Annotated in this window: 10 protein-coding genes and 1 tRNA gene; 8 read left to right on the top strand and 3 right to left on the bottom strand. The window is 55.1% G+C overall.

From position 1 onward, the window contains the following. Positions 1 to 580: 580 nt before the first annotated feature. Entirely contained in the window at positions 581 to 1,150 is a 570-nt protein-coding gene (locus B5G09_RS02715) for an RNA polymerase sigma-70 factor (protein WP_241147545.1), read from the bottom strand. Between the two features lie 492 nt (positions 1,151 to 1,642). On the opposite strand from B5G09_RS02715, the gene B5G09_RS02720 reads away from it, so the two are divergent. The 6 genes from B5G09_RS02720 to B5G09_RS02745 all read left to right on the top strand — a co-directional run bounded on the left by B5G09_RS02720 (position 1,643) and on the right by B5G09_RS02745 (position 11,464). Continuing rightward, a complete protein-coding gene (locus tag B5G09_RS02720; protein WP_162608233.1) occupies positions 1,643 to 2,356 on the top strand; it encodes a FecR family protein in 714 nt (237 codons plus the stop codon). 334 nt (positions 2,357 to 2,690) lie between these two features. Further along, a complete protein-coding gene (locus B5G09_RS02725) occupies positions 2,691 to 5,894 on the top strand; it encodes a TonB-dependent receptor (RefSeq protein WP_241147560.1) in 3,204 nt (1,067 codons plus the stop codon). Between the two features lie 14 nt (positions 5,895 to 5,908). Then, the gene (locus B5G09_RS02730; RefSeq protein ID WP_087403950.1) at positions 5,909 to 7,513 is read left to right on the top strand and encodes a RagB/SusD family nutrient uptake outer membrane protein; all 1,605 of its coding nucleotides are present in this window, start codon (positions 5,909 to 5,911) and stop codon (positions 7,511 to 7,513) included. 7 nt (positions 7,514 to 7,520) lie between these two features. Continuing rightward, positions 7,521 to 8,453: a glycoside hydrolase family 18 gene (locus B5G09_RS02735; RefSeq protein WP_087403951.1), complete on the top strand. Its 933-nt coding sequence runs from the start codon at positions 7,521 to 7,523 to the stop codon at positions 8,451 to 8,453. A gap of 6 nt (positions 8,454 to 8,459) precedes the next feature. Next, entirely contained in the window at positions 8,460 to 9,824 is a 1,365-nt protein-coding gene (locus B5G09_RS02740) for a DUF1735 and LamG domain-containing protein (protein WP_087403952.1), read from the top strand. Positions 9,825 to 9,826: 2 nt separating this feature from the next. Further along, the gene (locus tag B5G09_RS02745; protein ID WP_087403953.1) at positions 9,827 to 11,464 is read left to right on the top strand and encodes a DUF1735 domain-containing protein; all 1,638 of its coding nucleotides are present in this window, start codon (positions 9,827 to 9,829) and stop codon (positions 11,462 to 11,464) included. An 8-nt stretch (positions 11,465 to 11,472) separates the two neighbouring features. Here B5G09_RS02745 and B5G09_RS02750 read toward each other — a convergent pair whose 3' ends face one another. Further along, positions 11,473 to 11,931, bottom strand: coding sequence for a phage integrase SAM-like domain-containing protein (locus B5G09_RS02750; RefSeq protein ID WP_241147546.1), 459 nt, complete (start codon positions 11,929 to 11,931; stop codon positions 11,473 to 11,475). Next, positions 11,896 to 11,971, bottom strand: a tRNA-Gly gene (locus B5G09_RS02755). Before B5G09_RS02755 ends, B5G09_RS02750 begins: the two co-directional genes overlap by 36 nt. Before the next feature lie 332 nt (positions 11,972 to 12,303). On the opposite strand from B5G09_RS02755, the gene B5G09_RS02760 reads away from it, so the two are divergent. Further along, positions 12,304 to 13,758 (top strand): TolC family protein, encoded by a 1,455-nt coding sequence (locus B5G09_RS02760; RefSeq protein ID WP_241147547.1) that lies wholly within the window; start codon positions 12,304 to 12,306, stop codon positions 13,756 to 13,758. Between the two features lie 16 nt (positions 13,759 to 13,774). After that, positions 13,775 to 14,962, top strand: a complete 1,188-nt coding sequence (locus B5G09_RS02765; RefSeq protein WP_087403954.1) for an efflux RND transporter periplasmic adaptor subunit — start codon at positions 13,775 to 13,777, stop codon at positions 14,960 to 14,962. Position 14,963 lies beyond the last annotated feature (1 nt).

A 14,963-nucleotide genomic window follows, 5' to 3' on the forward strand; every position in this document is an offset into this window, starting at 1 on the left:
GTTTGATGAATACAAACATCCTTTTCTTTTTTGGAAGGATAGTTTATCGGCGCAAAGAAGTCCGATATGCTGATATGATATAACTTGCAGAGTTTAAGGATGGATAGCGTGCTTGGCATAGACGTCCCCGATTCATATCGGGATATGTCCAAATGCGTATACTCAATCACATCTTCTTGAGAATAGCCATATTCCGCACGTAATTGCTGCATACGTTCGATTAGGAGCCTCTGAAAGACCTGATCTTTGTATTTTATTTTGTACCCTTTGTATCCATTTTGTTATAAAGGAAAGAGGCCGCTTATGTTTTTTATACACGTGATTTCACGTGTATTCAAATGTTTTGCCTAAATTTGTATCGTAGGAAGTAATCGAGAGGTGAATTTCTTTTAATCTGAAATTGTATTTGTTTATATGCATATTGCAATAAACTTCGAGCAATAAAGAACGAGCAGACAAGAATATTTCCTTCAGATGCACTGAATAGAATTTCTTGTCAAGAAAACATAAGGGACGGCTTGCGGAATTAGTTTACGATAAATTCGTTGCTAAATCATAATCACATTTCGGCCGTCCCTTTTTATTTGTCAAGGAAATGGGGAAATAACAGAACGGCTATGGGAAGATAATCGCCGAGATCCTCTCTCAGGAGTTTCAGGCAGCGTTGAATCTCACGGGTAACCTTCCGAACCGAGATGCCATAGCGTTGAGCAATCTCCTGATAGGTCTGATTCTCGAACCGATTTGCGATGAATATCTGGGCCGAGAGTTCCGGCATTTCGGCCAATCGCCGATGAAAAATCTCCTCGACCTCGCTGCGGAAGAGAATCTTGGCCAAATCACACTCCTCAAGAGCGGCCAGATTCTCCCGGATGCTGCGCATCTCGAGTTGATAGATCTGCTGTTGTGTCATCAGATGCTGCTGCCGCGTACGCAGGGCATCAATGCATTTATGCCGGACCATGCCGAGGATGTAGGCGGGAATATTTTCGGTCACGGGAACAATCTCTTCCCGCTTTTCCCAGAAGTGCATGAAACAGTCCGTGACCAGGTCTTCAGCGGCGGAGCGGTCCCGAAGATAGGAGCAGGCTATGAGTATGAAGCGGGGCTTGTACTCTCCATACAACCTGTCGAACTCATGCATCTCCATTCGCTGAATCATTCTTGTCCGGGAAGTTGATTTTCAAATCTCAAAGTTAAGATTTTTTCGAGAAAAAATATAGCTTCTCATGTTAATTATATAATGCATTGTCGTTCAAAAGTTTAAGTTCTGTAAATATTTATTGAATTTAATAAAAATATTTATTTGCAGACAACGCCGGAAAATGGTGGTAAGGATTGTTCCCGTCACTCGACTATATAATAGAACAGCAGATAAAATTCATCTTATTACGATTGATTGTACATGGAACAGGAACTTTTATTCAGATATTTTCGGGGCGAAACCTCTCAGGAGGAGGAAGAACGCATCCTCTCCTGGGTGGAAGCCTCTCCGGAAAACCGGGCGGAATTCCGGAAAGCACACCTTCTTTTCGCGGGGCTGGCCCTTTATGCACCGGCTCCAGCTTCGGACACTGCAAGTCCGAATCCCCGTCGCACCCTTCTCCGGATTGCACGATATGCGGTTCGTACGGCGGCTGCAGTGATCGTGGCAGTCGGAGCCGCCTACCTGGGAAAGGTTGTCTACCATCACTCGCTGACAGCGCGTGAGATGTCTGTATCCGTACCGGCCGGGCAGCGGATGCAGGTGACCCTGGCGGATGGAACCCATGTCCAGCTCAATGCCGGAACGACCCTTGAATATCCGGTAGTCTTTTCCAGCAAATCACGACGGGTCAAACTCTCGGGTGAGGCTTTGTTCGAGGTGACGCACGATCCGGCGCACCCGTTCATCGTGGAGACCTTCGCAACGGAGATCCAGGTGCTGGGTACGAAATTCAACGTGCTGGCCGATTCCGGGAACGGACTGTTCTCGACCACGCTGGTCGAGGGGCGGGTCAAGGTGACCAGCCGCAAGGATCCGGCCGAATCCATCATCCTGCAGCCGAACGACCGCGTTGTCCTGGAGCATGGCCGGCTTTACAAGGAGCGTGTCTCTGATTTCGACGATTTGTGCTGGACGGAAGGGCTGATTCATCTCAAGAAGATGCCGTTCGATGAGTTGATGGCCATCTTCGAGCGTGCATTCGATGTCCGGATTGAGATCGAGCGGGAAACCATGCCGCAGATTAACGTGATGAGCGGAGAGGTACGTATTTCGGATGGGGTGGATTATGCTCTGCACGTGGTCCAGCTCGTATCCACCGGGTTTACCTATACGCGTGATGAAAAGTCGAATGTGATTGTGATTAGATAATGTGATTGTGAATTTGGCAACGATTTATCCAGATTGTGCCTTTAAAAAGAAATGCCTATGAGAAAATAAATCAAAAAACTCCCAGACTGTTATCCAACGAAAAAGGTCTGCAGATTTGGAGGAATCCGCAGACCGCAGATAATAGTCAACTTAAAACTCAGTAACCTATTATCCTTAATTCTACAAAAGTATGGAAAAAACAGGATTCGCCCAAAAAAACGGAAGACTGTTTCGACTTGCCTTACTTGTTTGCCTGAGCTGTGCCCTATTTACGGCCAAGGCCCAGACTGCCCGTATCACGCTGAATCTGCAAAATGCGACCCTGGAGCAGGCGATGGACAAGATCAAGGCGCAAACACGGTATCTTTTCATCAATCGGGATGTGGAAGATCTGGAGAGCCGTAAGGTGAGTATCAATGTCTCGAATGAATTAATCACCAAAGTTCTGGATCAACTGTTCACTCCGTTCGACATCGGTTACGATATCGATGGACGCAGCATCTTCATTTATAAACAACAGGCTGCAGCGACACGGCCGGTGCCGGTCTCCGGTCGCGTGACCGATGCCTCCGGGCAACCGATTATCGGTGCCTCGGTGATTGTGCGTGGCACAACGCTGGGTGTCTCGACCGACGCCGAGGGTCGCTTCATGCTGGAGGTGCCCGCCCCGGCGGCCTCGCAGACTCTCGAGGTGAGTTACCTGGGCTACGAAACGGCCACGATTCCGGTCGGCTCGCGGACTTCGTTCGCGGTGACGCTTCGCGAATCGGCCTCGGAAATTGAATCGGTCGTGGTGACGGCCCTGGGCATCAAACGCGAAGAGAAGGCCCTTTCGTACAATGTTCAGCAGGTCGGAGCCGAGGAGATTACCACCGTAAAGGACGCCAACTTCATGAATTCGCTGGCGGGCAAGGTGGCCGGTGTGACGATCAACGCCTCGTCGTCGGGTGTGGGCGGTGCCACGAAGGTGGTGCTGCGCGGTAACAAGTCCATCTCGCAGTCGTCGAACGCGCTGTACGTCATCGACGGTATTCCGATGTACAACTTCGGCGGCGGAGGCGGCACGGAGTTCGATTCGAAGGGTGCCACGGAGTCCATCGCCGATCTGAACCCGGAGGACATCGAGTCGATCTCGGTGCTGACGGGCGCTGCGGCCGCGGCTCTGTACGGTTCGAATGCGGCGAATGGTGCCGTGATGATTACGACGAAAAAGGGACAGGCCGGCGCCCTGAAGGTGACGCTCTCGAGCAATACGGAGTTTCTGAATCCCTTCGTGCTGCCGGAGTTCCAGAACCGCTACGGCACGGGGCTGAACGGTTCGAGCGCGGGTTCCGCCGTCTACAGCTGGGGACAACGGCTTACCCCGGCTGCGCAAACCGGTTATACGCCCAATGATTTCTTCGAGACGGGCCATGTCTATACGAACGCCTTCACGCTCTCGGGCGGCACGGACAAGAACCAGACCTACTTTTCGGCCGCAGCGGTCAATTCGGACGGTATCATTCCGAACAACGAGTACGACCGTTACAACTTCACGTTCCGCAACACGACCTATTTTCTGAAGGACAAGCTGCGGTTGGACGCCTCGGCGAGCTACATCTACCAGCAGGACCAGAACATGACCAACCAGGGTGTCTATTCGAACCCGCTGGTCCCGGCCTACCTCTTCCCGCGGGGAACGGATTTCGATGCCTACCGAATCTTCGAGCGCTACAATCCGGCCTCGAAACTGATGGAACAGTTCTGGTCTTCAGACCTCGAGGGTGGTGACCTGCGCATGCAGAACCCCTACTGGATTGCCTACCGCAACCTGCGTAATACGGACAAGAAACGCTACCTGCTCTCCTTTTCGGCTTCGTACGACATTCTTCCGTGGCTGAATGTGGCCGGGCGCGTCAGGATTGACAATGCCAATTCGCTCTACACGCAGAAGCTCTACGCCTCGTCGAACACCACGATTACGGATGGCGGCAAGAACGGCCACTACACCGAGCAGCGCGAATACGATACGCAGACCTATGCCGATGTGATGGTCAATATCAACAAGACGTTCGGCGACGACTGGTCGCTGCAGGCCAACGTCGGTGCTTCCATCAACAATATCAAAACCGACATGCTGAGCTACCGGGGCCCGATTCAGGAGAACGGACTGCCGAACGTGTTCAATGTCTTCGACTTGGACGATGCGAAAAAACGCGCCGAAAAATCGGGATGGCAGGAACAGACGCAATCCATCTTCGCATCGGTCGAAGTGGGCTGGAAACAGATGCTCTATCTGACCGTTACGGGACGTAACGACTGGGCCTCGCAGCTTGCCAACTCGCCGCAGTCGTCGTTCTTCTATCCGTCGGTCGGCCTGTCGTGGGTTCCTTCGTCGCTCTGGGATATGGGACGCGCTGTCGATTACCTGAAAATTCGCGGCTCCATAGCTTCCGTCGGCATGCCGTTTCCGCGTCATCTGACCGTCCCGACCTATGAGTACGATGCTACGAACAAGGTCTGGGCAGCCAAAACGCATTATCCCATCGGCGACCTCTATCCGGAGCGTACCCGCACGTATGAGCTCGGTGTGGACGCCCGTTTCTGGAAACACATCAGCCTGAGCGCATCGTGGTATTGGGCCGATACCTACAACCAGACCTTCGACCCGCAGATTTCCGTATCGTCGGGTTACTCGACGATTTACCTCCAGACGGGACACGTACGCAATACGGGAGTCGAGGCATCGCTCGGTTATCAGAACCAATGGCGCGACTTCGGCTGGTCGTCGAATTTCACCTTCTCATGGAATAAGAACGAAATCGTAGAACTCGTCCATAACTACAAACATCCTGAAACCGGCGAGTACATCACGAAAGAACGTCTGGAAATCAAAGGTCTCGGCAAGGCCAAATACATTCTTAAGCCCGGCGGGACTTTGGGCGACCTTTACACCAATTCCGACCTCGTGTATAACGAAGACGGCTATATCGAGGTGGACAAGAACGGAAACGTAGCCGTCAAGGACGACTATCTGGACGACATTTACCTCGGTTCCGTATTCCCGAAGTACAATCTTGCCTGGCGCAACGATTTCAATTACAAGGGAATCAACCTCGGCGTCCTGCTTACGGCCCGCATCGGCGGCATCTGTTACTCCGCTACGCAGGCGAACATGGACCTTTACGGTGTTTCGGAGGCTTCGGCCGCAGCCCGCGATGCCGGAGGCGTGCTGATTAACGGCCGGGACATGATTGATGCGCAAAAGTGGTATCAGGTCATCGGTTCCCAGTCCGGTCTGCCGCAATATTACACCTATTCTGCGACGAACGTCCGTTTGCAGGAGCTGTCTTTGGGATATACGCTTCCGACGAAGTGGTTCCGCGACAAGATGCGTATGACCGTCTCGTTCGTGGGCCGCAACCTGTGGATGATTTACTGCAAGGCGCCTTTCGACCCTGAAGCCGTGGCCTCGACAGGTCTGAACTATCAGGGTATCGACTATTTTATGATGCCTTCGATGCGCAATCTGGGCTTTAACGTGAAATTCCAATTCTAAAGAACAGCAAGACCATGAAAAAGATGAACAACAAGATGCAGCTGTTGCTGCTTTCGGGAATGCTGCTCGGCCTGGCTGCCTGTACGGGGGATTTCGAGGATATAAATCGCAATCCCAACGAAGTGACCGATGACCAGCTGCAGGCGAACAATTACAAGGTAGGAACGAATATCAAAACCTTGCAGGGGCTCGTCGTTCCGACGGAAGAGCACCGTTTCCAGTTTGTCGAAAGTATCGTCGGCTGTCCGTATGCCGGCTACAACGGCAAAACGGTGGATACATGGCAAGCGACGTTCGAAAATTACAATCCTTCGGCCGACTGGCGGAAAGTTCCCTTCGTGGATATGATTTCCGATACCTATCCGGCATATCGTGCGATTGTCAACGGTACGGACGACGCCGTGGCGCAGGCCCTGGCCAAGTTATTCCGCATAGCCATCATGCATCGCGTGACGGATTCCTACGGCCCGATTCCCTACACGCAGATCATGGCCAACAAGACCGAATCGCTCGAGGTGGCTTACGACACGCAGGAGCAGGTCTATACGCAGATGTTCGCGGAGCTGGACGAGGTAATCGCCGCCTTCAAGGACAACCTGACGCTTCCTTCCGATGCCTTCGCCCGGTACGATGCCGTGTACTACGGCAATGTCTCTCAATGGCTGAAGTTCGCCAATTCGCTCAAACTCCGCATGGCGATGCGCCTGTCGTATGTAGACGAGGCTACGGCTAAGTCGAAAGCTGCGGAGGCGATTGCCGAAGGAGTGATCGAAGCCAATGCGGACAACGCCTCCATGCACACGACGGACAACCGCACGACATTGATCTACAACGACTGGGGCGACCATCGCGTCGGTGCCGACATCATCAACTACATGAACGGCTATAACGATCCCCGGCGCGAAAAGATGTTCACGACGGTCAAACTGGTCGAAGACGGTCAGGAGGTGCAGGGTTACGCCGGTATCCGTATCGGCATCAATGTCACGAGCAAATCGACCGCTGTTTCGTCGTATTCGAACATGCTGGTGACCAGTACCGACCCTTATCTGTGGATGAACGCCGCCGAAGTGACGTTCCTCCGGGCCGAATACGAACTGCGCTGGGGCTCTGCGGAAACGGCGAAGTCGCTCTACGAGCAGGCTATCCGCCTTTCGTTCGAGGAGCGGGGCGCCTCCGGAGCAGATGCCTACGTGGCCGATGCTACGAGCCGGCCGGCAGCCTATAAAGACCCTCTGAACCAGCACTCCGTCGGCACTCCTCAAAGTACGATTACGATTGCGTGGGAAACGGGCGCGGGCGAAGATGTGAAAGAGCGGAACCTCGAACGCATCATCACGCAGAAATGGATAGCTATTTTCCCGTTGGGAACGGAAGCGTGGACGGAACACCGCAGAACGGGTTATCCGCGTCTGCTTCCCGTGGTGGTGAACAACAGCGGCGGAGCCGTGGATTCGGAAAAGGGAGCACGCAGGCTGCCGTATCCGGTGGAAGAGTACACGGAGAATCCCGTCAATTTGCAGGATGCCGTTTCGAAACTCGATTCGGAAGCCTCCGAAGGTTCGGGTGACAACATGGGCACCCGGGTTTGGTGGGATCGTCGCAACTTAAATGAATAAAACAAATATGAAACGTATAAATATCATCGGATTACTCGGTTGCTGTCTGTTGACGTTCTCTGCCGGCCTCATGTCGTGCAGCGACTGGACGGATGCGGAGCCGATCGGCCAGAATGTCGAACGTCCCCAGGGACAGAATCCCGCTTTGTGGGCCAAATATACGGCGGCACTGAGGGAATACAAACAAAGCGAGCATTTTCTGATTTATGCCCGCCTGCACAATTCACCCGAACCGGCGACCAGTGAGAAAGATTTCATGCGTTGTCTTCCGGACTCGCTCGACTTCGTATCGCTCACCAATGCCGACAATTTTTCGAAGTATGATGCAGAAGATATGTCCGTCATGCGGGAAAAAGGGATAAAAGTTCTTTATCAGGTGGATTATGCCGGTCGTTCCGAGGAGTTGTCGGACGCGACGAAACTCGGGGCCTATCTCGAACAGGTCATCGCCGCTGTCGCCGCCAACGGATTGGACGGTTATTCGTTCACGGGTATTCCCAACGCCTCCGTTCCGGCACGTGCTGAAGCCGCAGCCCTCATCGTATCGAAGTTGTCGGCGGCGAAAACCGACGGTCAGGTTCTCGTCTTCGAAGGAAATCCGCTGTTCGTTGCGGACGCGGATCGGGCGAAAGTGGATTATTTCGTGCTCGATACGGAAACGACGACCAATGCCACCGAGTTGAAACTACAGGTGGAAAACGCCACCGGATATGCTGCCGTCCCTGCGGAGAAGCTGCTCCTCGCGGCAGCCGCCAGTGCTCCGCTCAACGATGAGGAGGGCGTGGAGCACGTAGCCATTACGGAGATGGCCGAACGTGTGGTATCGCTCGGCCCCCTGTGCGGACTGGCCGCATACGATATCGACAACGACTACTACGATGTCGAGCGCAACTACCCGCTGCTGAGCGATGCCATCCAACTGTTGAACCCTTCCAAATAGTGAACCATGAAAACACGGAAAAATATGCTGTTGCTGGCCTGCATCGGAATGGTTGCAGTCCAGACGGCCTGCACCGACTACTCGGCCGACGACCACAAGTTCGGCAACGTAGTCTACCTCGACGTGGCGAAGACCTCCGAGGTGCAGGCGGCAACAATCAAGAATACGCTCGATGTCTTCGACCGGACCTTCGCGGCGACGCTGGCCTATCCGTCGGATCAGGACGTGATGCTCTCCGTGACGGTCGATCCGTCGCTGGTTGAGCGCTACAATGCCCGCTACGGCACGTCGTGGCCGATGCTCGATGCGAAGTATTATGCGCTCTCGGCCGAAACCGCGACGATTGCCGCGGGCAAGACGACCTCCGAGACGCTCACGCTCCATCTGCAGAACCTGCTGGGTGAGGGTGCCGGGCAGACCGGGGCTCTGCCGCTGGACGAAACCTACCTTGTGCCGGTGACGATCACGCAGTCGTCGGTCCCGACGCTGGCGACCTCCTCGACGGTCTATTACGTGGTGAAACGTTCGTCGAACATCACCGTCGCGGCGCAGCTCGGCGCGGGCAACTGGATCAACTTCCCGACGCTCGACAAATACGGTGCGAACAGCAGCGCGTGGAACGGCTTGACGGCCGTGACCTATGAGGCGCTGATCTACATTGACCAGTTTGCCACTTCGACCGTCACCTCCGACGGGAACACCAATGCCGTCAATATCTCTTCGGTGATGGGTGTCGAGCAGTACCTCCTGCTTCGTATCGGCGACACGAATTTTGAGCGCCAACAGTTGCAGTTCGACGGTTCGGGTGCCGGTTCGAAATTCGGCAAGTTCCCCGAGCGAAATGCCACGAAAAATCTTTCGGCCGGACAATGGTACCATGTGGCCTGCACTTACGACCAGGCAACCCGTCGTGTTTGCGTCTATGTCAACGGCGAGTTGCAGAGCGAGGGTACCGAAATGGGCCTTACCTCAATGAGCGAGGATACGCGCATCAACCTGGCCATGCGTGCGCTCTATGATTTCTATCTGAAGAATCCGACTCCGGACAACGAGAAGAAGTACGGCGGTTTCGGCGATGCCTACCAGTTCTTCATTGGCCGTTCCTACGACGATTACCGTCCGCTGAACGGCAAGATTGCCGAGGCGCGTGTTTGGTCCGTGGCCCGCACGCAGCAGCAGATCTGGGAGAACATGTATGAAATTGCCAATCCCGAGACAGATCCGACCCTGTTGGGTTACTGGAAATTCAACGAGGGCGCCGGGAATACCGTCAAGGACTACTCGATGTACGGTAATGACGGCGTGGCCGAGACCGACATCGTTTGGCCCGACGGTATCGAAATTCCGAAAATTAATGAAACGGAGGAATAAATATGAGACGACTGATAAATATTAAAAATGGAGTAGTGACGCTTCTTTCCGCGGCGGTCATCGCGGGCCTTGCGGCCTGCGAGGCCGACCCCGTGGAAACCATGCGCGGCAACTTGCCCGACGACGAGTTGCTGGAGAATACGAACGTATTGATTCGCAGTCAGTATTCATCGGTGGAGCGTGCTGTCGTTCGTTTGACGGAAGGCACAGGAACGACCTTCGACCCGATTTACTGCCAACTAACCCGCCCTGCCGAGAAAGCGGTAACGGTCAAAGCGGTATCGGACGAATCGAAAGTCGCGGAATACAACTCTACATACGGTACGGAATTCCTGACGATGCCCGCCACCAATGTGGAAATCGCCGATAACGGACAGTTTTCGATTCCGGCGGGGAACAAGACGTCCGAGAAAATCAAGGTGACGTTCAAAGCCGACGGACTGACTGCCGGGAATTATCTGGCGCCTATCAGCATTTCGTCGGAAGAGGTCGCACCGTCCGAGAACGGCGGCACGCTTTTCTACGCTGTCAAGGTTCGGGGGCTCGAAGTCGGCGATTACGAGCTGGATACCGAAAACACGACGGTATTCTATGTCAATACGTCCGACTATTCGCCGTTGTTGGCCGATGTATGGGTTATTTCGAAAGAAGACCTGATGTCTCCGGATATGCCTACCGTGTGGCAGAAGACGTATGGAAATATCGTCAATCTGCGCACCGTACAAATCGGATACGACGAAGCTACGGGCCGGGCGCAGTTGATTCTGAATTCCGATATCCGCTATGTGCTGGAACATGCCGATCTGCATATCCGACCCTTGCAGGACAAGGGCCGCAAGGTCTGCCTTTCGATTGAAGGGGGAAATACGGGTTTGGGCTTCTGCAACTTGACCGATACACAGATTGCAGACTTCGTGGCACAGGTCAAGGCTTGTCTGGATTTGTACGAACTGGACGGCGTAAACCTGTTCGACCGGAATGCAGGTTACGGACAGGTCGAAGGTATGCCGGCTATGAATACGACCTCTTATCCCAAACTCATCAAGGCCATGCGCGAAGCGATGCCCGACAAGCTACTGACGCTGGCGGACTACGAGGAGCCCACCGAATATTTCTGGGACACCGAGGCGACCGGAGGCATCGAGGTCGGGAAATACCTCGATTACGCATGGTCGGGATACATGAGCGAAAACGAGGATGTGCAGATTCTCGACCCGTGGGGAGTGATAGACCAGGACGAAGGCGAAATGAACGGTATGGTATTCCCCGTGAACAATCATCCGAGGAAACCGATTGCCGGACTGGAGCAGTCGCAATACGGAGCGTTCGCCGTACCCTTTTATTCCGTATCCAGCTCATTCAATACGGAGGCAATCGGTACGCTGAATCTTTGGGTATGGCGGATGTTGGGCTGGAGCGCCAACAATATGCTTATGTTCGGCGACCTTATTACGAACATTCAGGGTGAATACGAAGGACAATGGGGCGCTATAATTGGTATGGCATTAACGGTCTTTGAACCCGACGGGATGGACGGTACATACATGTATGGCGTATATATTTCTCATAACCCGAATGGAAATGTATTTGACCCCAATGTTCCAGCTTTGTATTATGGCGACTATACGAAAGACTGGTAATAACGGACTTACATCACAAATATCACAATCTTCTCAATCCACTCGTTCCGGATAGCATAGAGGATGAAGTTCTTCAGGCAGCAGAGCAGATTGACCGCTCCGTTGTTGTGGCAGTTGTAGGCCGTATGCATGTAGGTGTTCAATCCATCGACGTAGGCGTAGTCAATCGTCTCCAGCGGAAGGTCCTCCTTGCCGTACACCTGCCGAATATATTCGGTCATGTAGCGCAGCAGGCGGTGGTATTTGTTGGTCGTGAACTGTGTGATCCGGGTGCCTACCTCCTGCTGCCGTTTTTCGCAGTATTTGCCGAACTCTGCCAACAGCATCCGACTCGAAGAGGCCGAGCCCAGCAACTGTTTGACGGCAAAGTAGGTCGGCGTCCTGTTCTCCTGGATCAGGCGGTCATAGGCGGCAAGGATGGAGCTCCCCTCTGGAGCGGAAAACGGGACTCGGACCCGCGACCTCAACCTTGGCAAGGTTGCGCTCTACCAACTGAGCTATTTCCGCATGCATGACCGCTCTCTGGCGGATTGCGAGTGCAAAGGTAGCGAAAAAATGTCAATCTCCAAATTTTTCATCCTTATTCTGCATTTTTTTTACAATTCAGTCCAGATCATGCCCTGCGAACACGGTAGTTGCAGACCTTATTTTCATGCCGGACGAAGTCCCCCCCCGGCAAAAGATGCTCCGAGAGATTGGTTAAACGACCACACAAGACATTTCGTCGACAAAATCCACCGCTTCGTCCAATTTAATTGTGCGCCTGCAACGCGAGATGTAGTTTTGTGACCGAACAAGAGACAAGCCCCGAAAGGCAAAACCCGAAAGGCAAAAGTTGAATGAAACGAATCGTGTTGACATATTGCTTCATGCTGGCAGTCGGAATAGCCGCCGCAGCGCCCGGTGAGGGCTCCGACAGCCCCGTAGTCGTGATGACCGACAGTATCTCCGGAACGGCGGAACGTCCGACGGAACATGCCGGCAACACCGTTGCCACAACCGGTGAACCTACAGCAACGATACCGGCCTCCGACACGCTCTCGGCGACGAAGACCTGGACCCTGAACGAATGTCTGCGTTACGCCCTGGAGAACAACATCCAGCTCCGACAGAGCCGCAACAACTACCTCTCGGGGCTCGAAGACACCGAAGAGGCCAAAGCCGCCATGCTGCCGTCGCTGACAGCCTCCACGACCCAGGGTTTCACGAACTATCCCTCGACGAACGTCTCCGACCGCAACACCTATACGGGAACCTATGGGGTGAATGCCGGTCTGACACTCTACGAAGGGGGCAAACTCCGCACGGCGGTCCGCCAGCAGAAACTGCAGAACCGCATCGACGCCCTCACGGTGGCCGAATCCGAGAACGACATCCGCATCGCCATCGTGCAGGCCTATCTGCAGGCTCTCTATGCCGCCGAGGCGGTCGAAGTGGCCCGCAATACGGCCGAAGTCTCCCGCGCCCAGCGCGACCGAGCCGAGGAGCTCTGGAAAGCGGGATCGATCAGTCGGGTCGATCTGGCACAACTCGAAAGTCAATATGCGAGTGATCTCTATCAGGTCACCACGGCCTGCTCGACACTCGACAACTACCGGCTTCAGCTCAAACAGCTGTTGGAGCTCGACATAACGGAGGAGATGAACCTTGCCGCGCCTGCCATTCAAAAGAGTGAGGTGTTGTCGTCCCTGCCCGCCAAAGCCGCAATCTATGCAACGGCACTGGAGGCCATGCCCGAAATCGAACGGGGCAAACTGGCCGTCGAATCTGCGGAGCTGGGTATTCGGCAGGCCCGGGCCGGGTTCTATCCCTCCGTTTCACTTACCGCCGGCATCGGCACGGGCCACATGTCCAACGGCGGATACGAAAGCGGAAGCCAGATCTGGAACCGCTTCAACGAGAATCTCGGTCTGACGCTGAGCGTGCCGATCTTCTCGAACCGCCGCAACCGTACGGCGGTGAACAAGGCGCGCCTCGAGGAGGCCAACAGCCGCCTCTCGTGGCAGGATCTGCAGAAGACGCTGCTGCGCGAGGTGGAATCGGCCTACCTGGACGCCCTTTCGGCCCAGTCGCAGTACCGCGCCGCCACCGAGAAGGAGCGCTATGCCCGTGAGAGTTTCGACCTGACGCAGGAGCAGTTCAACCTCGGCGTGAAGAACACCGTCGAACTGATCACGGCACAGAACGAATGGGCCTCCTCACGTCAGGAGGTGCTGCAGGCCAAGTACATGGCGCTGCTGAACATCGAGCTGCTGAACATCTACCAGGGGCTCGGCACCCGTACGATCAACTGAAAACAAGCAACATAAGATGAAACGGAAAAGAATCCTGATTGCGGCGGCGGTCGTCATCGCAGCCATTGTGCTGTGGCTGGTGCTGCGACCTTCGAAAGGGGAGGGTATCACGCTGGAAACCACGCCGACGAGCCGCATTACGATCCGCAATTCGGTGACGGCCACCGGCACCGTCGAACCGGTCACCGAGGTGGAGGTCGGCACACAGGTCTCGGGCATCATCGACCGCCTCTACGTCGACTACAACGACGTGGTGAAGGCCGGCCAGCTGATCGCCGAGATGGACAAGGTGACGCTGCAGGCCGAGCTGGAGTCGGCACAGGCCGAACTGGCCAACTGCAAGGCCGAGTACGACTATCAGACGAAGAACTACGCCCGGACGAAGGCCCTGCACGAGAAGGCGCTGGTGAGCGACCAGGAGTACGACGACGCCTCGTACCTCTACGAGAAGTCGCGGGCGGCCTACGACCAGGCCAAGGCGGCCATGGTGAAGGTCGAGCGCAACCTGGGCTACGCGACCATCACCTCACCGATCGACGGCGTGGTGATCAGCCGGGCCGTCGAGGAGGGACAGACCGTCGCGGCAGGCTTCGAGACCCCGACACTCTTCACCATCGCCAACGACCTGACGCAGATGCAGGTCATCGCCGATGTCGACGAGGCCGATATCGGGCAGGTGGCCGACGGCCAGCGCGTGGAGTTCACCGTCGACGCCTATCCCGACGACATGTTCAGCGGAACGGTCGAGCAGGTGCGGCTCGAGGCGACGACCGAATCGAGCGTCGTCACCTACGAGGTGGTCATCACGGCCTACAACCCCGACCTGAAGCTCAAACCGGGGCTGACGGCCAACGTGACGATCTATACGCTCGAGAAGGAGCAGGCGCTGGCCGTGCCGACCAAGGCGCTGCGCTTCGTGCCCGATGCGGAATTGCTGGGCGAAGTGGGCGTGACCGTCGGAGGAAGCGCAACCTCGGCCCCGGGCAAACGCGAGGTGTGGGTGATGCGCGGCCGGGAGTTGCAGCCGTGCCTGGTCACGACGGGAGCCGCGAGCGGCGATCTGACGGAGATCACCGGAGGACTCACCGACGGCGATACGGTAGCCGTGGAGCTGACGGCGGTCACCCAGCAGCCACAGGCCCCCACGACGGAACGCAGTCCCTTCATGCCGTCGCCTCCGGGATCGGACAAAAAGAAGAAATAGG

It is taken from the genome of Alistipes sp. An54 (assembly GCF_002159375.1).
GTDB lineage: Bacteria > Bacteroidota > Bacteroidia > Bacteroidales > Rikenellaceae > Alistipes > Alistipes megaguti.